A 22,987-nucleotide genomic window follows, 5' to 3' on the forward strand; every position below is an offset into this window, starting at 1 on the left:
ACGAACGACCCCGACCTTTCAACATACCTTTTTGAACAGGCGCCTATATATAAGGTATAAAAACACACAACGGAGCTACTCCCCCGCCGTGCCCATCCTTCACAGGAGCCAGCCCAACTGCTAGTTCAGCGAAGCAACCACAGCCGAGCTCTGCACCTCGTAGAACGAAGAGGACAAACCAGCCGCCGCCATATCCAGCACAGCGCTCACATGAACCTGCTTCAACGCAGAACCGGCAACACCCGAAGCCACCTGATAATTCAGCTGAACATCCAGGCGATGACCGCGAGGAATAGCAGTGCGCAACTCCAGAACGTTCTCGCTACCGGCACCAGCCTGACCGGTCTGCTCGCTACGGCGCACCGCATCAAGATTCAGAGCATCCACAGGAGCCACCAGGGCCGAAGCACCCAGGTTACCCGAAGGCAGCACCGCCTGACCCGAGGAAACACGAAGAGTCACCGCTGGCTTCAACAACAAACCAGTCTTCGGGTCCTGCGCGCGAGCACGCACCATCAGGCGAGTACCCACCGGCAGCGTCGAATTGCCCTCATTAATAATGCTCAGGCGAGTCGGCAGATTCCGGAAAGCAACAGTACGCGCCGGCTGACTCTGCAAAGGCACAGCCTGCACACCGTTAGCAGCCTTCAACTCCAGGCGGATGCACGACTCGTTATAGCGTATCGGCACCTGCGCCAGAGCGGAACTCGCCGCGCCACCGTGCTGTCCACCGCCGTGCTGACCGCGCTGCCCGCCACGCTGTCCGCCAGGACGCTGGGTCACCGGGGTCACGCGAGCGCGCTTACCGCCCGAACGAGTTGCCGCCTCCGCAGCGCTCACGCCGCCAGCCACCAGGGCAGCCGAAGCGCCCGCAACCTTCAACGCGGTACGGCGAGAAGCGTTCATCAGATTATTCTTAGTCATTTTCTACTCCCCTAAGCCTTCGCGATACGGTACACGCCGCTAATCGTGCCCTGCCACCAAGTGCCGTAACGGTCAATCGTGCCCACCATCTGCAGGGTGTCGCCACCGCCAAGCAGCAGGCTCACATGCTGAGGCAGGCGCTGCTCGTGCATCGTCTTACCGGTTTCCATGTCCAGCGCGACAGCCCACGCGTAGGCACCATTCGCTAAACCAGCCGGGCCGCGGCGACGCTCACAGGTGTAAATTAGACCGTCAGCGGTGGAATAGCGAGGAACAGCCGAAGAGTATACGTCCTTACGATCCCAAATCTTACGCAGACCGCGATTGGTAATATCCCAACGCTCCATACCGGGAGCAAAAAGCGCGTTCGCAGGAACCGACGGGCCGGCACCCTCCGGGTACTTCGGGTAGGGGTAGCCGTAGGTGCTTGCACCGACCATCGTGTTACCCACACCAATCATAGAATTCTCAGTGCCAGAGGTACCGGCAGTAAACAGGCCGGCGCTACCGACCTTCGCACCGTTATCAGTGCGGTACACAATGACCGACTCCTGAATATCAGAGTTATCGGTCAGCATCACGTAATCCGAACCGTTCGGGCCAAAGAACGTCGGGGAGGCACCGGAACCCCACGCGAGCTTACCCGGCTTGCGGGCGCTACCGCGGTCGTACGCATGCCACCATTTGAGGGTGGGCGCACCGGTTGCAGTAGCGTTCAGCATATAAATAGCGTGAGAAGTCACCACGCTCACGCCCTGCGGGCACGCCGAAATCGAGTTATCAATACGCTCACCCGCAATCGACGCCTTATTCAGGCGCATCGAGCGAATCGTGCCGCGGGCAGAATCAATCACCGCAATGTAGCCGTTCTTCGTCGCAACCCAAATGCGGCCGGACCAGTCGGGTACCAGACCGACCACAGCGTCATTGGCACTCTGCGCGAGCATGCGGCTCAGGTCAATACGCTCATCAACTCGGATGCTGCGACCGTCAGCAGAGTGGGAGAGGCGTAGCAGGCACTGAGAGCCATCCACCAAAACCATGCGGTCCTGCGCGTCAAGGTAGGCATACACACCACCGAGCAGTGCGCCCTTCGGGATGTCCAAGTGGGAGAGCTCGCGGCCGGTATGCGGGTCAAGGATAGAGAGCTTCGGGGTAATGAACTCGCCGTGGGCGAAGACCTGGGTGCAGAGCACCTGAATGAAGCCGTCGCGTCCGGCAAGGATCGTCGGGCAGGCGCCGCCGAGCTTCGTGCCGGTAATCTTCCAGTCGCCAGCGCCGGGGCCAGCAAGAGGAGTAGCGTCAGAGGACTGGGCATCACCGTGCATGGTGGTAATGCCGGGTGCGCCCAGGTGCGGATTCACCTGGGCGTTATAGGTGGGGGTCATGGTTGGTTCTTTCTAACGGTGAGTGGCGCACACCTTCAATGGAGTGCACAAATATGCACTTTCACATGCGCAAACGTTTCACATTGTAGGGTCAGAAAGCAGTTTTTGACGACACTAAAGGGCACCTTGAAACATTGTTCATGCGGCGCTTGAGAGCTTCACCAGGAAAGCTCTCAAGCACTACCTTTTCAGATTCAATGTGCCCCTTTCCCCCATCGCCACAGGCCCTCATACCCGCGGCGATTATTTTTAGCTATTTCTCCATGAGCGCCTTTGCCAGCGCGTCATCAAGAACCAAGTCAGTAATCGCACCCGTACGCAAGGCACCACGCAGGGCACGCACACGATGGGTACCGGACGCAACGCAAATACGGCGCGGAATACGAGCCAGCTCCTTCGGAGTCGGACCGGACGCACGCTTATTCAACTCAAGATCAGCCCACGAGCCGTCCTCACGCAGAAGAATCGTGCACATATCCCCCACAACGCCCAGCTCACGCAGCTGACGTTGCTCCTGCGCCTCAAAATAGCCACCCGAATACACGTGAGAAGGAATAGGGCCACCAAAAGCACCCACACCAAAAATAGCGAGGTCAACATTATGCTGAGCATGCAAATTCTTCTGAACGCTACGCTCACGCCACATGGCGGTCTTCGTATCCGCATAGTCAAAGAACGCGGGAACAGGGAAGTGAATCGCCTGCGCATCATAAGCATTCACCAGCTGCCCCAGCAGAGAGCCCAGGTACGGAATACCCGAATGGTGCGCATTACCGGCGCCGTTCATCTGCACGACAGTCACGCCCTTCAGCGGGCGGCGCGGCAGATGACGAGAAATCTCAGTCATGGTCGAACCCCACGCCACACCCAGGCTCGTTCCATTATCAATCAGGGAGTCAAGTAGAGCCGCCGCAGTACGGGATACCTGACTCATACGGGCAATGGGGGTAGCATCCGGGCGCACGTTCACGAGAGTAACGCGCACCTTATAGCGCTCACCGATGCGGCGCTCAAGCTCGCTGCGGGCGCGGAAGGAATCATCTAGACGGATCTGTACCATGCCGCTCTCACGAGCACTTTTAAGCAGACGTGACACAGTGGCTCGAGAAACCCCCAGACGAGCCGCGATAGCGTCCATCGTCATGTTGTGGATGTAGTACAGCTGCGCTGCCTCATATGTGTGGTTAGTGCGTTCGTTCATTGAGTACAGACCTCCGATGAAAATCCGTTCATGTGGCTTGGTTATTATTTCACCATTGGGTTTTACTATTTGCAAGATGAAACCCCACGCCGCTCACGCGGCACGACAAGAAAGAGCAATACATGAGCTCCCAGCACATTGCACAGCAGTCCCAGCTGACCGCTGAGTCCCGCGCCAAGGCCCTCAAGAGCATGGTCAACGAAGAACTCGACATCCTGGTTGTGGGCGGCGGCATTACCGGTGCAGGTATTGCCCTCGACGCAGCAACCCGCGGTCTGCGCACCGGCATCGTCGAAGCAGGTGACTGGGCTGCAGGCACCAGTGCATGGTCCTCCAAGCTCGTTCACGGTGGCCTGCGCTACCTCTACAACCTCGACTTCAAGCTCGTGACCGAAGCTCTCACCGAGCGCGGCCTGTTGCTGAACAAGATTGCACCCCACCTCGTGCACGCACAGCCCTTCCTGTGGCCTCTGAAGATGCCCGTCATCGAGCGCGCATACTCCGCAATCGGCATCGGCATGTACGACACCCTGGCATTCCTCGGATCCCGCGGCAACAAGGGCGTCCCCTCCCAGCGTCACTTCACCAAGGCCGGCACCAAGACCGTCTTCCCCGACATCAAGGACTCCGCATTCAGCGGCGCAATCCAGTTCTACGACGCACGCGTTGACGACGCACGCCTCGTCATCGACGTCGTCCGCACCGCTGCAAGCTACGGCGCACTGGCTGCATCCCGCACCCAGGTTGTCGGCTTCACCAAGGACGCATCCGGCCGCGTCATCGGTGCAGAGCTGGCAGACCTGGAGACCGGCGAGCGCCTGAACGTGCGCGCAAAGCACGTCATCAACGCAACCGGCGTGTGGACCGAAGAGTCCGAATCCCTGGCTAACCCCGAGGGTGGCCTGGAGGTTCTGGCATCCAAGGGTATTCACATCGTGGTTCCCCGCGACCGCATCAACGCAACCAGCGGTATCTTCACCAAGACCGAGAAGTCCGTTCTCTTCATCATCCCCTGGCAGCGTTACTGGATCATTGGCACCACCGACACCCCCTACGCCGAGGACCGCGAGCGCCCCGTCGCAACCAGCAAGGACATCGACTACGTCCTGATGCAGGCGAACAAGCTGATCGCTAACCCGCTGACCCGTGAGGACATCATCGGCACCTACACCGGTCTTCGTCCGCTGCTGCAGCCCAAGGTCAAGGACGGTGCAGCATCCACCAAGGTTTCCCGCGAGCACACCGTGACCGAGGTTGCACCCGGCATGAGCGCCATCGCAGGCGGCAAGCTCACCACCTACCGTGTCATGGCTGCCGACGCTGTCGACTTCGCACTGGGCGAGCAGGCTAAGCAGAACCCCTCCGTGACCGCAACCATCGGCCTGGTCGGCGCAGACGGCTACCACGCAATCGCTGCTAACCGTGCACGCTACGCCGAGCGTTACGGCTGGGACGAGGCCCGTATCACCCACCTACTCGAGCGTTACGGCGCACAGATTGAGGACCTTGGCGCCCTCATCGATGCAGATTCCTCCCTCGGCGCTCCCCTGGCTAAGGCACCCCAGTTCCTGCGTGCAGACGTCGTCTTCGCTATCCGCTACGAAGGTGCCCTGCACCTGGAGGACGTTCTGGTCCGCCGCGTACGCCTCGACCTCGAGCAGCGCGACCGCGGCCTGGCAGCAGCGGAGGAAATCCTCGACATCCTGCGTGCCGAGCTCGGCTGGGACGACAAGAAGGTCAAGGAAGAACTCGACCTCTACGCCGCACGCGTTGCAGCAATGCGCGAGGCAGAGTCCACCTCCACCGATGCTGAGGCATCGGCAAAGATTGAGGCTGTCACCCCCGTGGCACCTCGTGTGAAGCTCTAATCCTTAGAGATTCCACACATACCTTTCGTAACCGATTATTTGGTACGAACCGACCATTCGCCCCTCACCGATATGGGCTAACTCATATTTTCGGTGAGGGGTGGACGGACGGTTAAATAACCGTTTACGATAAACCCCCTGCACAAGAAGCAGAGCGCTAAATACAGGACTAACCCACAGTGCAATCTGCTTCCCATTCAGACATTCAACCAATATTTTCGTAGCAACCGCTACACATTTCAGCACAGCGTTGTGCCCCAAAACCGCATTGCGGGGAGGACGGCACAGGAACAAACAAGCATCGGTTCGCTTGCCTTCCAGACGCTTCGTCTTCAAGGAGCATCAATGTCTCTTCTTGCTTCCGCAGGAACTGTACTTGCAGCCGGTTCATCCGCACTCGTGGATGCATCCGGGGCCCCCACCCCCCTCGGAATCTTCGCTTCCGAATTCTTCGGCACCTTTATCCTGATTCTGCTCGGTGCCGGCGTATGTGCCGCAGTGACCCTCAAGAAGTCCTACGCTAAGGACGCAGGCTGGGTTGTTATCACCTTCGGTTGGGGTCTGGCAGTGTTCACCGCCGTATACCTCTCCTTCCTCTCCGGTGCACATCTGAGCCCCGCTGTGACCGTTGGCCTGGCAACCGCTGGCCGCGACCTGGCAACCGGCGTTCCCGCAACCGCAGGCAACATCGCCCTGTACATCGTCGCTCAGATGCTCGGCGCAATGGCTGGTGCAACCGCAGCCTACCTGACTTACAAGAAGCACTTCGATGAGGACCCGGGCGACCGCCTCGGCATCTTCGCAACCGGCCCCGCCATCAAGTCCTACGGCTGGAACTTGCTCACCGAGATTATCGGCACCTTCGTCCTGATTGGCTGGATCATCGCATCCGGTAAGACCCCCGCCCAGATTGGCCCCTTGGCTGTTGCCCTGGTCGTTGTTTCTATCGGTATGAGCCTCGGTGGCGCAACCGGTTACGCTATCAACCCCGCCCGTGACCTCGGCCCCCGTATCGCCTACACCTTCCTGCCCATCCCCGGCAAGACCGGCTCCAATTGGTCTTACGCATGGGTTCCGGTTGTTGGCCCGATCATCGGCGCTATCCTCGCAGGCCTGATCGTTCCGGCAGTTCTGCCCCTCTAAACCTCTCTAATACCCCCGTTCTTTTGTTCTAAGGAAAAATCAATGACGACTTCTCTGCACTCCGCAACCCTCAACGTCGAACGCAAGTACATCCTCTCCATCGACCAGGGCACCACCAGCTCCCGCGCAATCCTGTTCAACAAGGCGGGCGAAAACGTGGCTCAGGGCCAGCTCGAGCACGAGCAGATCTTCCCCAAGGCCGGCTGGGTCGAGCACAACGCAACCGAAATTTGGCAGAACGTCCGTAAGGTCGTAGCAATGGCTATGGCAAACGGCGAAGTCAACCACCACGAAATCGCTGCAGTCGGCATCACCAACCAGCGCGAAACCACCGTCGTGTGGGACAAGAACACCGGTGAGCCCGTCTACAACGCAATCGTCTGGCAGGACACCCGCACCCAGGAAATCGTTGAAGAGCTCGCAGGCGAAGAGGGTGTTGGCAAGTACCACGACATCGTCGGCCTGAACCTCTCCACCTACTTCTCCGGCCCCAAGATCAAGTGGATCCTGGACAACGTTGAAGGCGCACGCGAGCGCGCAGAGCGCGGCGACCTGCTCTTCGGCAACACCGACACCTGGCTGGTCTGGAACCTGACCGGTGGTGTTGACGGCGGTGTTCACGTCACCGACGTAACCAACGCGTCCCGTACCCTGCTGATGAACATCCGCACCCTCGAATGGGATCCGCAGATTGCTGCAGACATGGGTATCCCCATGAGCATGCTGCCCGAAATCAAGTCCTCCTCCGAGGTGTACGGCTTCGGCCGCGCAACCGGTCTGCTCAGCGGCACCCCCATCGCGGGTATCCTCGGTGACCAGCAGGCTGCAACCTTCGGTCAGGCTTGCTTCGAGAAGGGCATGGCGAAGAACACCTACGGTACCGGTAACTTCATGCTCATGAACACCGGCAACGAGCCCGTCTTCTCCAACAACGGTCTGCTGACCACCGTCGCATACAAGATTGGCGATGCAGCACCCGTCTACGCTCTGGAAGGCTCGGTCGCAATGAGCGGCTCCCTAATCCAGTGGCTGCGCGATAACCTGCGCATGATTGAGCACGCTGCAGAGTCTGAGGAACTGGCGACCTCCGTCAAGGACTCCGGCGGCTGCTACGTTGTTCCCGCATTCTCCGGCCTGTTCGCACCTCACTGGCGTTCCGACGCTCGCGGCGTCATCGTTGGTCTGACCCGCTACGTGAACCGTGCACACATCGTGCGTGCGGCACTGGAGGCAACCGCATTCCAGACCCGCGAGGTTCTGGACGCAATGAACGCTGACTCCGGTGTTGAGCTCTCCGAGCTGCGCGTGGACGGCGGCATGACCGCTAACGAGTTCCTAATGCAGTTCCAGGCTGACATCCTCGGCGTTCCCGTGATCCGCCCGAAGGTTGTTGAGACCACCGCTCTGGGCGCAGCATACGCTGCAGGTATCGCTGTTGGTTTCTGGACCGGCGAGCAGGACGTTGTGGACAACTGGGTTGAAGATAAGCGCTGGCTACCCTCCATGGAGCCCGCAGAGGTTGACCGCCAGTACCGCCTGTGGAAGAAGGCTGTCTCCCGCACCCTCGAGTGGGTTGACGAGGACGTTCCGACCGCCTAATCGCAGCACCCGTTGCCTAACGGCACAGCCCGCGTACTAGCGAAGCTCCGGCTACTTCTCCCCCGCTATGGGGTTGAAGCAGCCGGGGCTTTTCGCTGTTTTATGACGCTCAATTCAGCGTTTATTGCGGCGTAATTTCTACAAAAATTAGTGCTGGGGTACCGTTGGTTTTTGTAAATTTGGTATCTTCCGCCGATCACCTGGCGCGGTATTGTTCGTGAGGTGTCAATACCGCACAGGACGCGTACGCGACATATTCATGCGCTGTCCTGACAGGAGCCGACGGTTCGCGCTGATACTTTATTTACGCTCCCGTCCGCCGTGGTGCTTCACGTACCGCGGCGGACGGACTTTTATCTCTTGTTACTGGGTTCTCTGCGTTAACGATGAGTGGGGTTCGCTTTTCGTGTTGCAGTTCTCGCTGTAAAAATCACTGGTTTTATGCCCCTTGTTGAGATACCCGTTCACCTGTTATGTGGGGTTGCTCTAATGGTGTTTGTAAACCTTTGATGTCTACTTCAAGCGCCGTATCATAGATATATAGGCTTATTGATTCTATTCTGACCACCGAAGATGGCGGTTAGTTACGCATCTGGCACCTTCCGGTGGTCGTGAGAACGGAGAGAGGCTCCGTTGGAAGGAGGGAGCGGGTTTCCCGCACCGATTATGGTTGATGTCCGTCGCCGTAAGCTTGCAATTATTGCTATGAACGTTTCAGTTCTTGCAGCTGCTCTCTCCTGGTTGTTGGTGCTCTTCTCTGTTATGTATTCTGCCGCCGCTGTGCCGTGGGCTCTGGGCATTGCTATCGTGCTGACGGTGATTGGCGCCTACGCGCTGTACCGCTACTACTCCAAGTACTCGCACGTGCTCCCGAACGAGGACCCGGACGCGCACGATGTGCTCGGTCACGACCTACACTCGACTCACCTGCCGCATCTGCACCACGCCGAGGGCAACGCTGATGGAGTAGCCGCTAAGTAGCGTGCTTCTCTTCCCTTAGACAGCATAAATGTGCCGCCTCACTGATACCGGTGAGGCGGCACATTTACTTTAAGATTGCGGTTCAGAGTCCGATACTGCAACCATGTCTGAACGGTTTGAGTCAGTACTTTGACGTGTTTCAGCTTCGGCTCTGGCTAGTTCTATCTTTTTGTTCTTTTCGACGATCAGAGCGTTATATTTCCAGCCGGGGATTCGTTCAAAAAGCCACCCAACCCAGAGAAGCGCAGCGGTAATGAGAGCGACAGGAATCAGGTAAATAAGAGCTCTCGGGTCGCGGGTGTGGTCTGAGCCAAGCACGGTGAGTTCCCATAACAGAAGGACTGGTGCCGCCATGGAAGGCATCACCATAAAAAGGATGAGGGCATAGTAAATGCCCATCTTGCTACCGGGCTTGCCTCTATTCATACGAGCTTGGGTAACGGCTCTCTCCAGGCGTTTGTATTCCTGCAAGGTTTCGCCGTCTAGAGGCGAAGCGTTAGGGATCTTGGCCATGATGTACCGTACAGCTTCTAAATCTGAGGGCGAGCAAATAAAGATATGTCCCTGGGACGTAACGGTATATTCTTTCGCAATGTCGAGGCACGCCTGCGCGTAACGGTTATTGAGTTCTCGGCTCTCCGGGTTTTCCTTGAGTTGCCGGCGGATGTCTTTCAGCTCTTCCATGTTTCTCCTTGCAATTTCAGTCGTCGTTGAACCCATCGTTGAGGCACGAGAAACACAGGCCATCCCCTACCCGCTGCGGGGTGGAGAAGCCGGAGTATTGAATTGCGGTGTATCGGTGTGTACTTCACAGAATGCCAGCTCTTCAGGTTCAGGCAAAATTGACGGGGCATCCTGAGATGCTTCCCAGGGGGTATAAACACAGGGGTATAAACCTCATACATAACGGCCAGTTATAGACAAAACCCGCTACGGGTACGGTACGGAGGCACCCCTCCCCTATGATGGTTGAAAGGGATATTTATCTCTAATACCATCTGCAGTACACGCCCTGGAGCCTACGAGGAAGAGCATGACCAAAGCGACCGATTCGCCGCAGCCGCCGGAAGCGCTCGCGCGCTGGTACACGCGCTACGCAAGCCCCGTGGGCACTCTCTACATCGCCGCCCGCGCGGATGCGGTTGTCGGCATCTGGTACGAGGACCAGGCGCATTTTCCGCTCCCTCATGAGCTTGGTGGACTGATTGAGAATCCTGACGCCTACCTGCGGGATCACAGCGCTACTGAAGGTGAAGAGCCTACCGGCAAGTATGCTGCGGCACAGCTGCTGTCGCGTGCTGCGGCAGAGCTCTCCGAGTATTTTGAGCGCAAGCGCACTTCTTTTACGTTGCCGCTAGATCCTGAGGGCACCGATTTTCAGCTGATTGTGTGGGAGCACCTGAAGACTGTTCCTGCCGGGTACACCACCACTTACGGTGAGATTTCGCGTGCGGTTGGCCCCGGTGCTCCGGCGCAGGCTGTGGGGCAGGCGGTCGGCCGCAATAAGGTTTCTATTATGATTCCGTGTCACCGCGTTATTGGTGCTGATGGTAGTTTGACTGGCTACGCTGGCGGTGTTGAGCGTAAGCAGTTCCTTCTCGATCTGGAGGAGCCGGAAGAGGTGCGGGAGGCGCGGCTCTTCTAGCTAGGTCACCCGGCAGTGATTGAGACTTATCAGAGGGCGGAGCGTGCATCGGATGCAGGCTCCGCCCTCTGTCGTACCTGTTTTCGGTTTCGTTGCTCTGCACCACGACACATAATCGAATATACTTGCGATTTACTCACGCTAGGGCTAGTGTTTAAGTAGAACATGCTTCCGAAATACTCGGATGAGCACAGCAATCTCAGAGAGGAGAAACCGTGACCTCGCAACCTACTATTCCCGCCAACCCCCTCGAAAACACCCCGAGCTACCCCATGTGGGTGACCGATAAGCTTCTGCGCGACTACTACGACGCCGAATGGGGCATGCCCGTCACCGATGAGCGGGGACTCTTCGAAGCCCTGAGCCTCGAAGCTTTTCAGGTGGGCCTCTCCTGGCGCACGATTCTTGCCCGCCGTGAGGCATTTCGTCGCGCTTTCGAGGGGTTCGATCCCGAACGCGTGGCCGCGTTCACCGACCAGGATGTTGCGCGACTCCTCCAGGACGAAGAGATTATCCGTAACGAGCGGAAGATTCGCGCGGTCATCTCCAATGCACAATTGACCCTTCGGATGCGTGAGCTTGCCGCCACGCCGCGTGACGCCTCCGCAGAGGATGTTCATCTTCCCCTTATCACCCACTCTTCTACCCCGACCAATACGGATAGCGTTGAAGCGCCGAATGCCTGCCGCCGTCGAGTTCGTACGCTCCGCGATGAAGATTTGGACCGGATGCGCGAGCGCACCCTATCCGATGGCACGCGTGTACCGGGCGGGCTGCCGGCGTGGCTGTGGTCCTTCGCGCCGCGCGAGACTATCGCACCGCATACCCTGGACGATATTCCGACAGATACACCCGAGTCCGCGCTTCTTGCCAAATCTTTTAAAGCTCTAGGAGGTGTGTTCTTGGGTCCGGTGACCGCCTATGCGCTCATGTGCGCGGTCGGTATGGTCGACGCTCACCTGGTGGGTTCGCATCGGCGAGGCTGTTCGGGGCTCTTTACCTAAGCCCCCTCGCCCTAAGCTCCCCTCACTCGGCGTGCTCGCGTCTAAGGGCGCAGAAAAGCCGCGCGCCACTTCGTAGAAGTAAGCACGCGGCTTCTATACGTTGAGATGTTCCGCTCTGAATTAGGTCGTCACAGGGTTAGATCATCACGAAGAGGAAGATCAAAGACAGCAGCGGCGGGGTCAGCTGAATCAGTGCCGGCTTACGCTTATTCGGGGAGGTGAGGAACAGGTAGACACCGGCAATCGCCATGGAGCCCAGGCCTGCGAACATGAGTGCCACACCCACCTGCGGGGAACCGAACCAGAAAGCGAGCAAACCGGTTGCGGCGATCCAGGCGAGCATCAGGTTGTACAGGCCCTGGTTTGCCGCCATCTCCTTGGTGGACTCGGCGAATTCTTCGGTCATTCCGAAGGTTTCGCGGCCCTTGGGCTTAGTCCAGAGGAAGGATTCGATAATCCAGATGTACACGTGAATAGCGATTGCTACGAAGGCAAAAACGGTGGTGACCGTTGCGAGTGCCTGCATTGTTTCTCCTTGAGTAGTAGGTCATCTGTTAGCCGTGTGTCTCACGCAGCGGGCGAGCGAGTAACGCACAGATAACAGCCGGGCAGCCTCTCCTGTGCACGTCTCCGGTGTGTGGGCACAAACACTAATTCTACTCCTGCCGAGTGGATTATCCGCATCGTATGACATTGGGTACCTCAGATACGGCGAACGCTCACCGCGACATGACCTCGCAACGAGCGTTCTGCGTATCTCTCCGGTTCTTCCTCGAAGACAGGAAAAGTCGCTTAAAAGCCTAGTGCACGATGAGCGTGAGCAGGTACGTCCACATGCACAGCAGTACCAGCAGGAAGAGACTGTACTTGATGGTTATGGAGGTAACCTTCGACTCCTGCCCTGCCTCGTTCACGGCGGCAACCGCCACCGCAATCGACTGCGGGGACACAATCTTACCCATCACGCCACCAGAGGTATTGGCTGCAACCAGTATGGCGGGGGCTACACCAATCTGATGCGCGGTGCTTGCCTGCAGACCGGCGAAGAGCACGTTGTTGTTGGTCACCGAACCGGTCACGAACACGCCAACCCAGCCGATTATGGGCGAGAAGAGCGGGAAGAGTGCACCCGCGGTAGCTACCGCCAGAGCGATGGAGGAGGTCATGCCCGCGTAGTTCATGAGGTTTGCTACGGACATGACCAGGCAAATCATGTAGATGGGCTTCTTCAACTGCTGCCATGCGCCGTTGAGTTCTTCCAGAGTCTCACGGACGGTAATTTTCGAAGTGAACGCAGAGAGCAGAGCCGCCACCAAAATGGCGGTACCCGCCGCACCCAGAATGTTCCAGTTGAAGACTGCGTGGATAGCGAGGCCTTCACCGTCGCCGATCTGATGGTGGATACCGGGCACGTGGAAGCTCAGGTTTGCAAAACCCAGGGCTCCGTTATGGTCAAAGACGGGGCGCAGCACGGTGGACCAGAGCAGGATGGTGATGGAAAGGAAGATGAAGGGGCTCCAGGCGCTCGCAACTTCGCGCAGGGTGTACGTCGGTTCGTCCTGTGCGGAGAGCTCTTCTAGAGTCGGTGCGGTGGGCTCGCGATAGATGTTCTTGGGCTGCCAGAAACGCATCACTACTGCCAGGAACACCAGGCCGACAAGGGGCGGCACAATGCCGATGAGCTCGGGGTCCTGCAGGACCCACAGCATGATGCTCTGCAGGCCAGAAATCACGATACCGGTTGCGAGCGCTACTAAGCCTACCTCACGAATGCCGCGCAGACCGTCCTGAATAGCTACCACGAGCACGGGTACGAGGGCCGCAAAGATCTGCAGGACCCAAACCATCTGGTTGGATAGGTGCCCCAGGTCTACGTTACCGATAGCGGCACCGGTGGTCACAGGAATACCGACCGCACCGTAGGCGCCCACGGTGGCGTTAGCGACCAGGGAGAGCATAGCGGCTTTGAGCGGGTTGAAGCCCAGGGCAACCAGTAGCGCCACAGAAATAGCAATCGGGATGCCGAAGCCCGCCGCACCCTCAATAAACCCGGCAAAGCAGAGGGCGATGAGTAGCACCTGGATGCGCTGGTCCGCTGAGATTGAGGAAACAGAGGACCTCACGATGGCGAATTTTCCGCTGCGCACCGCGATGCGGTAGAGCCACACTGCCATGAGCACAATCCATGCAATAGGCCATAGCGCTGAGAGGAATCCGTAGAAAATAGAACCTGCGGCTGCTGTCCAGGGCAGGTGGAAGACTCCGAGTGCGATGCACAGGGTCAGGGCTAGGGTGATTAGCGCTGATTTGATGCCGCTGAGTTTGAAAACCGTGAGGCAGAGTAGAAAAAGAATAATGGGGGATGCCGCTACAAGTGCAGAGAGCACCGGGGAGTTGAGGGGATCGTAGGTCTGCGACCACATGAGAGTGGTATGTCCTTCCTCGCCGCAGGGTGTACCTACAGCGGTTTGGATGCCGCTGTAGGGTGCGTCCGCCTGCCCTTATGGGGTAGTACGAGGCGTAGCCTCACGACGCATCTACCGCTGAGGGTCCCTGAACGTGAAAGGCGTAGCAACATCATGTGTCTGTGTTGTAGCCTTGGCTGAAGGCAGGGGGCGCGGGGAAGGATATTTCCACGATGCGGGGCGTTGGTTCTCTCGTTGGAGGCCTCGAAGCTAAAAGTTCCTTAGCTCGTGCTCTCGCCTACGGCGCCAATGCCCACTGAGAACTGTATCACTGTGGCAGGTGGGTCCTTTGCTAGGTACTGGGTGCTTTTACAGTGTGAAACGCTAGTTAAGAGTCATTACGATTTAGTCCTTGTCGGTAGTTTTTTCTCCGCTCAGTCCCTTTCTACTGCCCGAGCCAAACTTATACGGCGGCAGGTAAGACAAAGCCCCCTCCCCGACCGCACGGGTCGAGAAGGGGGCTTTACCTCAGAATCATTAGGGGTTCAGCGTCTTATTGCTATCTGCCCCGATATGAGACTCACGAATGGCTTTAGCCAGCCATGAGTGTTAGCCAGCCATGAGCGACAGCGCGAAGGACCAGACGCAGACCAGGCCCAGCAGAATAGCGCTGTACTTGATGGACATGGAGGTAATCTTCGATTCCTCGCCTGCGCTGTTCACAGCCGCCGCCGCAATCGCGATGGACTGCGGGGAGACGATCTTGCCCATCACGCCACCGGCGGTGTTTGCGGCCACGAGCAGGGTCGGGTCAACAGCGATCTGGGCTGCGGTGGTGGACTGCAGGCCCGCGAAGAGCACGTTAGCGTTGGTCACGGAACCGGTCACAAACACGCCAATCCAACCGATAATCGGGGACAGCAGCGGGAAGACCGGGCCGGCTGCCGCGAGCGCCAGAGCGATGGAGGTAGTCATACCGGCATAGTTCATGACGTTTGCGACGGACATGACCAGGCAGATCATGAGGATCGGCATCTTCAGCTGGTTCCAGGTACCGCCAAGTTCTTCGAAGGCTTCACCCCAGCTAATGGAGGAGGTCAGGATGGTGATGAGTGCCGCCACCAGAATTGCGGTGCCGGATGCTCCCAGGGTGTTCCAGGAGAACATCGCGGTCACGGTCTTGCCGGTACCGGTGGTGATGGCTTCGTGAATGCCGGGGATGGGGAACGCCAGGGTTGCAGCACCCAGCGGGCCGTTGGTTGCGAAAATCGGCTTCAGGGCAGTGGACCAGAGCAGGATGGTTGCGGAGAGGAAGATGAAGGGGCTCCACGCCTTAACAATCTCGCCACCGGTGTGCTTGACGTTCTGCTGAGCCTGGGCTTCTTCGAGGCTGGGTGCAGTGGGTTCACGGTAGATGTGCTTGGGTTGCCACTTCTGCATCACGAGCGCCAGCGCCACCAGGGACAGCAGCGGCGGGATGATGTCGACCAGTTCGGGCGAGCCGAGCAGCATCAGGATAGCTGCCTGACCGCCGGAGAAGATGATGCCGGTCATGAGTGCGACCAGGCCGACTTCGCGGATGCCGCGCATACCGTCCTGGATTGCGACCATCAGCAGCGGCACGAAGGCGACGAAGATCTGCAGTACCGGAACCATGCCTGCGGACAGGTGTGCGGTGTCCAGGCCGCCAACCTTAGCTGCGGTGGTCACGGGGATACCGATAGCACCGTATGCGCCGGATGCGGCGTTAGCTACCAGCGCCAGCATAGATGCCTTGAGGGGGTTGAAGCCCAGGGATACCAGCAGTGCCGCAGAGATAGCGATCGGGATGCCGAAGCCTGCTGCGCCTTCGATGAAGCCACCGAAGCAGAAGGCAATCAGCAGCACCTGGATGCGCTGGTCGTTCGAGATGGAGGAGACGGAGGAACGCACGATGTCGAAGTTACCGGCGCGTACGGCGATGCGGTAGAGCCACACCGCCATGAGCACGATCCAGCCGATGGGCCATGCGCCCGAGAGGAAGCCGGAGAGGATGGAACCGGCACCTGCGGTGATGGGCAGGCCGAAGATGGCGCAACCGATGATGAGGGTGGTGCCGAGGGTCAGCAGTGCTGATTTGAGGCCGCTGAGTTTCAGGACGGTCAGGCCCAGCAGGAAGAGGATGATGGGCACTGCGGCAACCAGCGCGGAGAGCACCGGTGAGTTCAGCGGGTCGTAGGTTTGCTGCCACATTGGGGCGGGTGTTCCTTTCGGTCTGTGTGTATTAGCGGTCGCTTCTTCCGGTACGGCGTCTGCGCTGTATGGAAGCGTTTGGGCCGCATAAAAACCGATGGGCCCGTCCATACGTCGTGGATGGGTCCATCGGTGAAGCGTGATGGTCTTGAGATTCTGACTGCCTGGTGATTTGCCGCGGCGATACACCCTAGCGAGACGGTGGTGAACGAAGTCTTTCCCACTCACTAGGTGCTCATGACTTTATCTGTTTAAGCTAACAGGTCTCTCCCAAGACTTCAGGATAGGATGACCTTAAGTGTGCACAAATGAAACTTATATGCATATTTACACCTCCCCCAGCCCACAAATACAGAAACGCGAAAGCCCCCTCCTACCGAAGTAGAAGGGGGCTTTCGCTAAACCGTGTCGCGGTACCTCACCTTTCAGGGAAGGCAGGTTACACGCATCGGAGCTTCACGCTGTTTAGGAAACAACCAGGGACAGAACGTAACTCCAAACACAGGTGATAGCCAGCAGGATTGCGCTGTACTTGATTGCCATGGAGGTAATCTTGGATTCCTCGCCGGAGCTGTTCACAGCAGCAGCAGCAATTGCAATGGACTGCGGGGAAACAATCTTCGCCATCACACCACCGGCGGTGTTAGATGCAATCAGCAGGGTCTGGCTGACACCAATCTGATGTGCGGTGGTAGCCTGCAGGCCGGCGAAGAGGATGTTGCTGTTCACCACAGAGCCGGTCACGAACACGCCGATCCAACCGATGATCGGGGACAGCAGCGGGAAGATTGCGCCCACAGCGGCAACAGCCAGTGCGATGGAGGTAATCATACCCGCGTAGTTCATGACGTTAGCAACGGACATGACCAGGCAGATCATGATGATCGGGGTCTGCAGCTGCTTCCAGGTTGCACCGAGTTCCTCGATAGCCTCGCCCCAGCTGATGGAGGAGGTCAGGATGGTGATGATTGCAGCCACCAGAATTGCGGTACCGGAAGCACCAATGATGTTCCAGGTGTAGGTCACGTCAATTGCCTTGGGGGTTGCAACGATCGGTGCGGTCTGCTGGATGGTCTGGTGCAGCCACGGAACGGGGAAGGTGATGTTACTGAAGGCCAGCAGACCCCCCTTAGCAAAGAGCGGCTTCATCGCGGTGGACCAGAGCAGAATCACGACGGACAGGTAGACGAAGGGGCTCCATGCCTTGAGGATTTCGCCACCGGTGTGCTTGACGCTCTGCTGAGCCTCAACCTCTTCCAGGGAGGGAGCGGTGGGCTCACGGAAGATGTTCTTGGGCTGCCACTTCTGCATGATGAGTGCCAGAGCAATCAGAGCCAGCAGCGGCGGGATGATGTCGACGAGCTCGGGGTTACCGAGGCCTGCGAGCAGGACAGACTGGCCGCCAGAGTAAATCAGACCAACAATCAGTGCTACCAGACCGACTTCGCGGATACCGCGCAGACCGTCCTGAATAGCAACAAGCAGTACGGGGATGAGAGCCGCCATGATCTGGATAACCAGGACCATTTCGATGGACAGTGCATGCAGGTCCACGCCGCCGCGGGTTGCTGCGGTGGTCACGGGGATACCGATAGCGCCGTATGCACCGGAGCTCACGTTAGCAATCAGTGCGAACATTGCGGCCTTGAGCGGGTTGAAACCCAGGGACACGAGCAGTGCAGCACAGATAGCAATCGGGATACCGAAGCCTGCAGCGCCTTCAAGGAAGCCGCCGAAGCAGAATGCGATCAACAGCATCTGGATGCGCTGGTCGGTAGAGATGGAGGAGATGGAGGAGCGAACAATTTCGAAGCCGCCGGAACGCACAGAAATGCGGTAGAGCCACACTGCCATGAGCACGATCCAGCCGATGGGCCACATGCCCGAGAGGAAGCCGTAGAGGATGGATCCTGCACCGGCAGTGATGGGCATGCCGAAGATAGCGCAACCGATGACCAGTGCAATGACGAGGGAGATAACGGCAGATTTAATACCGCTGAGCTTCAGGACGGTGAGGCCCAGAAGGAAGAAAATAATCGGGACTGCTGCCACGAGTGCGGAGAGTGCGCTCGAGTTCAGCGGGTCGTAGACTTGCTGCCACATGATGTACTGTGTTCCTTTCCGCGCCCAGGGGCGGGATTGTGTCGTGCCGCAAAACCTTCCCAGCGACGCGTGTGGCGGCGTGTGTGCCGTGTGTTGCAGGTGCGTACACCTAGCTGTTTGATGCGTTAAGGACGCTATCCCTTGGGGATATATGCCTTCACTTGGGTTCGTGTTGGTTTTGCGGTTATGAAATTTAGTGTGTTGAAACGGCGTTTTTGTCACAGAAACCTAAATATTCCTTGATTTGTCAAGGGAATTTCAGGGGCAGGATAATGAATCTCTAATCCCAAAAACGCAATTCCTTGTGTACCCAATGTACCACCGAACACCCACAAAATCGGGCATATTCCAACATTTAGATCGAAGCTCATAATTGCACACTAACCTAAAGCCCCACCGCTTTACAGGTGCAATGCCGACCCCTCCCCCGCCATCTCAAGGAAGAGAACGCACTTCGGTGCTTCCAGCCGTGTTTTGGCGCCGACTCCCGCGTTTCCTCGCCCGAGCAGGCAAACCATAAAACCACTAAACGGCATACAAAAAAGCTCCGGAAGGAAAAACCTTCCGGAGCTTTATCTGTCGGGTTGACAGGATTTGAACCTGCGACCCCTTGACCCCCAGTCAAGTGCGCTACCAAGCTGCGCCACAACCCGATTCGTTATTCACGATATTGTTTTCAAGGTTTCCCCTGAACACTCGAATAACTATACCGGGCTTTTAACCCCCGCGCAAGCCAGAATCCCTATTTCTAGAAAAAATCTTAAAAATCTTTTCCTCGCAGATTTCCATACAGATTTTCCGCACAGAATCCGGTACGCGGGGGCCAAGCCTAACAAAGGGCCAGCCCAGCAACACGGCATCAAGCAGACACCCCCGCTACTAGCGGCGGCCGCTCTTGCCCTTCTTAGCCTTCGCGCTCTGACGCTCACCCAAGGAACGACGCTCACGCACACGCATCGAAATCTCAATCGGAGTACCCGTGAAATCAAAAGTCTCACGCAGACGACGCATAATGAAGCGACGGTAACCCGGATCCAAGAAACCGGTAGTAAAGAGCACGAACTTCGGCGGACGCGAAGACACCTGAGTACCGAAGAGAATACGCGGCTGCTTACCACCACGCAGCGGGTGCGGATGCGCAGCAACAATCTCGCCCAGGAACGCGTTCAGGCGACCGGTCGGAATACGCGAATCCCACGACTCCAGCGAGTGCTCCAGGGCGGGCACCAGCTTGTCCTTGTGCCAGCCGGTCTTCGCCGAAATGTTCACGCGAGGCGCCCACTGCACGTGCGCCAGGTCGCGCTCAATCTCGCGCTCAAGCATGTAGCGGCGATCCTCATCGAGGGTATCCCACTTATTGAATGCCAGGACCATCGCACGACCCGAATCAATCACGGTCTGCACGATGCGCACGTCCTGCTCAGAAATCGGCTCGGAAACATCCAGCAGCACCACGGCAACCTCAGAACGCTCCAGAGCAGTCTGAGTACGCAGCGAAGAGTAGAACTCCGCGCCCTTAGCCATGTGCTGGCGACGGCGAATACCCGCGGTATCCACAAAACGCCAGGGGTAGCCGCCCAGCTCAATAATCTCGTCAATCGGGTCACGAGTCGTACCAGCCAGGTCGTTCACCACGGCACGCTCAGAACCAGCCAGCTTATTCAGCAGCGACGACTTACCCACGTTCGGGCGACCCACCAGAGCCACACGACGCGGGCCACCCAGCGCCTCCGGCTGAGCGAACTGCGAGTGCTCCGGCATGACCTCAAGGATCTCGTCCAGAGCATCCGCCAGGCCACGGCCGTGCAGACCCGACACCGGGAACGGCTGACCCATACCCAGCGACCAGAGGTTATAAATCTCCGGCTCCAGGTGAGCGTCATCAATCTTGTTAGCAATCAGAATGATCGGCTTCTTCACGCGGCGCAGCATACGCACAATCTGCTCGTCCGAAGCGGTCACACCCACGCGAGCGTCAACCACCAGGACCACAACATCGGCCTGCTCCACAGCAATCTCAGCCTGCTCAGCAACCTGAGCATCAATACCGCGAGCGTCAGACTCCCAACCACCGGTATCAACCAGGGTGAAGCTCTTACCCAGCCACTCAGCCTTATAGGACACGCGGTCACGAGTCACACCCGGCTTATCCTCAACCACCGCTTCACGGCGGCCCAGAATACGGTTAATGATGGTCGACTTACCCACATTCGGGCGGCCAACAATCGCCACTACCGGATCAGCGAGCTGCTCTTCCTCTTCCTCAATGTCGAAGCCCCAAGCACCCAGCAGGGCGCGGTCCTCTTCATCCAGGTCGTAATCCTCAAGACCCTCAAGAAGAGCCTGAGCACGCTGGTCAGCGGTCTCATCATCAATCTCAGCGAGGCGCTCGATAACGTCGTCCTCGCCACCGCCCAGGTACTTATCTTCGTAATCGTCGCGGATAGCGTCCTCAGCCATGCGCATTCCTTTCTCTACCCGCCCCCGCGCCCAACCAACCGGTCAGCACGCGAGCGCGGCTCAACGTCTTCTCGGGAGCGGTTGCACCACTCCCCCAGCGTTTCGGCGGAGCCTAGCCCTCGCGCTTCGCCTTCAACTGGTCATTCACAGCGTTAATCACTGCAGAGACCGTCGCATTAAAATCAAGATCCGAGCTGTCCACCAGGGTCACGCCCTCGGCAGCTTCCATAAAGTTATTGACCTTCGAATCCTTCGCATCACGCTCAGCGATCTGCTTGCTCAAGTCACCCGAAGCACCGGACTTCTCCGCGTTCTCCAGGCCGCGGCGCGCCATGCGCACCTCTTCAGAAGCAGTCAGCAGGATGCGCGCATCAGCGTCGGGGGCAACTACGGTGGTGATGTCGCGACCCTCAGCGACCATGCCGTTAATAGCGTGGTTAATCATCCAGCGCTGCAGGCCAATCAGGTGCTCACGAACCGCCGGAACCGAAGCCACAGCAGAAACGGCCGAAGAAATGCGCTCGCTACGAATCTCCTCACGGATATCGGTCGAGCCCATCAGAATCTCTTCTTCCTTAATGTTCGTACCGAACACCAGGGGCATCTCCTCGACAGCCTTCGCGATCGCCTCAGCGTCGTTCAGGTCAATGCCAAGTTCCAGCACACGGTAGGTTGCGGCACGGTACATTGCACCGGTGTCCAGGTACGCCAGGCCAAAGTGGCGTGCAACTTCCTTCGACACAGACGACTTACCGGAACCGGAGGGACCGTCAATAGCAATCGTCAGTTTAGGGTTCTCGTGCATCAGCACTCCTTCAAATTCGTCTCAAACTTTATGCCGGAAAATACAGCTTTAACTCTACTTCACAACACGCCAACCGCGAGCCGACAAATCGCGGACCAGCGCCTCATGAATAGACGGATTGACCGAGATTTCAGCCATACCCACCGGGGCACCCGTCGAGTGCTCCAGACGCAAATCCTCAAGGTTAGCGCCCAGCTCACCAATCTCGGCAAGCAAACGAGCCAGCGTGCCGGGGGTGTCGTCCACCAGCACCGTCATCTTTGCGAACGCGGCGGGGGCAGTACCGTGCTTACCCGGAATACGGCTCACGCCCGCGTTGCCTTCGCTCATCAGCTGCGCCAAATCCAGGCGAGCACCGGATGCCGTCGGGTTCTCCAGCGTCGCAATGAGGCGGTTCAGGTCATCACGCACCCCGTAGAGGGTCTGCACAATCGGGTCAGCGTTCGCCGCAAAAATCTGCACCCACAGCGTCGGGTCCGAAGCTGCGATACGCACCGTATCGCGCAAACCCTGACCCGCCAGGGACAGCGCATACAACGGAGTGTCCTGCAGACGCGAAGCCAACAGCGAACTCATCGCCTGCGGCACATGAGAGATCAGGGCAACCGTCTGATCATGCTCCTCAACGCTCAGAGAAGTCACAATCGCCCCCAGCTCCACCGCCACAGAACGCACCAGACGCACGCACTCGGGGCGAACCGAATCGTGCTCGCAGATAATCCACGGACGCGCCTGGAACAGCTCACCGCGAGCAGCCACCGGGCCCGACTTCTCACGCCCAGCCATCGGATGCGAACCCACGTAACGGGACGCATCCGCACCCGAAGCAAGCACATCAGCCAGCGGCTGCACCTTCACCGAGGCAACATCCGTCACCACGGCGCCGGGGTAGCCCGCCTCCGGTCGAGGCGCATAGGTGTTCAACGCGCGAGCGCACACGGCACCGGCACTATCCGGAGGCGCCGCCACCACCACCAGCTGCGGGGCGAAGGCGGCGCGCTCCTGCTCCGACAGGGTGGAGAAGCTTGTACCTGCACCAATATCCTGCGCCACAGCCTCGGCGGTGGGTGAAATATCTTGGACGTACACGTCCTCGCATCCTGCCGCACGCAACCCCAAACCAATGGAGGCACCCAGCAGACCCGAGCCGATAATGAGCACCGGTCCGGTCAGTGTTGAGTCGATGGGCAGCTCAGATGCGGAAAGCTCAGCGGGCGAGCTCATGACAA

Annotated in this window: 17 protein-coding genes and 1 tRNA gene; 6 read left to right on the top strand and 12 right to left on the bottom strand. The window is 58.4% G+C overall.

The window, feature by feature from the left end:
- Positions 1 to 120: 120 nt before the first annotated feature.
- The 3 genes from HMPREF2836_RS04180 to HMPREF2836_RS04190 form a co-directional block, all read right to left on the bottom strand.
- Positions 121 to 924, bottom strand: coding sequence for a transcriptional initiation protein Tat (locus HMPREF2836_RS04180; RefSeq protein ID WP_070629533.1), 804 nt, complete (start codon positions 922 to 924; stop codon positions 121 to 123).
- 11 nt (positions 925 to 935) lie between these two features.
- On the bottom strand, positions 936 to 2,312 hold the full coding sequence (locus HMPREF2836_RS04185; protein ID WP_070629534.1) for a 6-pyruvoyl tetrahydrobiopterin synthase: 1,377 nt from the start codon (positions 2,310 to 2,312) through the stop codon (positions 936 to 938).
- Between the two features lie 253 nt (positions 2,313 to 2,565).
- Positions 2,566 to 3,513 (bottom strand): sugar-binding transcriptional regulator, encoded by a 948-nt coding sequence (locus HMPREF2836_RS04190; protein WP_070629535.1) that lies wholly within the window; start codon positions 3,511 to 3,513, stop codon positions 2,566 to 2,568.
- Positions 3,514 to 3,635: 122 nt separating this feature from the next.
- Here HMPREF2836_RS04190 and HMPREF2836_RS04195 point away from each other — a divergent pair, with 122 nt between their 5' ends.
- The 4 genes from HMPREF2836_RS04195 to HMPREF2836_RS04210 all read left to right on the top strand — a co-directional run bounded on the left by HMPREF2836_RS04195 (position 3,636) and on the right by HMPREF2836_RS04210 (position 9,104).
- The gene (locus HMPREF2836_RS04195) at positions 3,636 to 5,381 is read left to right on the top strand and encodes a glycerol-3-phosphate dehydrogenase/oxidase (protein WP_070629536.1); all 1,746 of its coding nucleotides are present in this window, start codon (positions 3,636 to 3,638) and stop codon (positions 5,379 to 5,381) included.
- A gap of 345 nt (positions 5,382 to 5,726) precedes the next feature.
- Positions 5,727 to 6,524, top strand: a complete 798-nt coding sequence (locus HMPREF2836_RS04200) for an MIP/aquaporin family protein (RefSeq protein ID WP_070629537.1) — start codon at positions 5,727 to 5,729, stop codon at positions 6,522 to 6,524.
- Positions 6,525 to 6,566: 42 nt separating this feature from the next.
- The gene (gene glpK, locus HMPREF2836_RS04205; protein ID WP_070629538.1) at positions 6,567 to 8,123 is read left to right on the top strand and encodes a glycerol kinase GlpK; all 1,557 of its coding nucleotides are present in this window, start codon (positions 6,567 to 6,569) and stop codon (positions 8,121 to 8,123) included.
- A gap of 705 nt (positions 8,124 to 8,828) precedes the next feature.
- Positions 8,829 to 9,104, top strand: a complete 276-nt coding sequence (locus tag HMPREF2836_RS04210; protein WP_246822819.1) for an N-acyl-D-glutamate deacylase — start codon at positions 8,829 to 8,831, stop codon at positions 9,102 to 9,104.
- Between the two features lie 69 nt (positions 9,105 to 9,173).
- Here HMPREF2836_RS04210 and HMPREF2836_RS04215 read toward each other — a convergent pair whose 3' ends face one another.
- Positions 9,174 to 9,788, bottom strand: coding sequence for a hypothetical protein (locus HMPREF2836_RS04215; protein ID WP_070629540.1), 615 nt, complete (start codon positions 9,786 to 9,788; stop codon positions 9,174 to 9,176).
- A 349-nt stretch (positions 9,789 to 10,137) separates the two neighbouring features.
- On the opposite strand from HMPREF2836_RS04215, the gene HMPREF2836_RS04220 reads away from it, so the two are divergent.
- Positions 10,138 to 10,749 (top strand): methylated-DNA--[protein]-cysteine S-methyltransferase, encoded by a 612-nt coding sequence (locus HMPREF2836_RS04220; RefSeq protein WP_070600458.1) that lies wholly within the window; start codon positions 10,138 to 10,140, stop codon positions 10,747 to 10,749.
- Between the two features lie 215 nt (positions 10,750 to 10,964).
- On the top strand, positions 10,965 to 11,753 hold the full coding sequence (locus HMPREF2836_RS04225; RefSeq protein ID WP_070629541.1) for a DNA-3-methyladenine glycosylase I: 789 nt from the start codon (positions 10,965 to 10,967) through the stop codon (positions 11,751 to 11,753).
- A 136-nt stretch (positions 11,754 to 11,889) separates the two neighbouring features.
- Here the strand turns inward: HMPREF2836_RS04225 and HMPREF2836_RS04230 are convergent, their stop codons facing one another.
- The 8 genes from HMPREF2836_RS04230 to HMPREF2836_RS04265 form a co-directional block, all read right to left on the bottom strand.
- Positions 11,890 to 12,279, bottom strand: a complete 390-nt coding sequence (locus HMPREF2836_RS04230) for a DUF1304 domain-containing protein (RefSeq protein WP_070629542.1) — start codon at positions 12,277 to 12,279, stop codon at positions 11,890 to 11,892.
- Positions 12,280 to 12,553: 274 nt separating this feature from the next.
- A complete protein-coding gene (locus HMPREF2836_RS04235) occupies positions 12,554 to 14,176 on the bottom strand; it encodes an L-lactate permease (RefSeq protein ID WP_070629543.1) in 1,623 nt (540 codons plus the stop codon).
- Between the two features lie 591 nt (positions 14,177 to 14,767).
- Entirely contained in the window at positions 14,768 to 16,390 is a 1,623-nt protein-coding gene (locus HMPREF2836_RS04240; RefSeq protein ID WP_070629544.1) for an L-lactate permease, read from the bottom strand.
- Between the two features lie 465 nt (positions 16,391 to 16,855).
- Positions 16,856 to 18,493 carry an L-lactate permease gene (locus tag HMPREF2836_RS04245; protein WP_070629545.1) on the bottom strand — a complete coding sequence of 546 codons (1,638 nt, stop codon included), beginning with the start codon at positions 18,491 to 18,493 and terminating at the stop codon, positions 16,856 to 16,858.
- Positions 18,494 to 19,072: 579 nt separating this feature from the next.
- Positions 19,073 to 19,146 (bottom strand) — tRNA-Pro (locus HMPREF2836_RS04250).
- Positions 19,147 to 19,372: 226 nt separating this feature from the next.
- Complete coding sequence (gene der, locus HMPREF2836_RS04255) at positions 19,373 to 20,953, bottom strand: ribosome biogenesis GTPase Der (protein ID WP_049340798.1); 1,581 nt, start codon at positions 20,951 to 20,953, stop codon at positions 19,373 to 19,375.
- Between the two features lie 112 nt (positions 20,954 to 21,065).
- Positions 21,066 to 21,758, bottom strand: coding sequence for a (d)CMP kinase (gene cmk / locus HMPREF2836_RS04260; RefSeq protein ID WP_049326860.1), 693 nt, complete (start codon positions 21,756 to 21,758; stop codon positions 21,066 to 21,068).
- 54 nt (positions 21,759 to 21,812) lie between these two features.
- Positions 21,813 to 22,982 (bottom strand): prephenate dehydrogenase, encoded by a 1,170-nt coding sequence (locus HMPREF2836_RS04265; RefSeq protein WP_005507700.1) that lies wholly within the window; start codon positions 22,980 to 22,982, stop codon positions 21,813 to 21,815.
- Positions 22,983 to 22,987: the final 5 nt, after the last annotated feature.

This window comes from Rothia sp. HMSC065C12 (assembly GCF_001812085.1).
Taxonomy (GTDB): Bacteria; Actinomycetota; Actinomycetes; order Actinomycetales; family Micrococcaceae; genus Rothia; species Rothia mucilaginosa.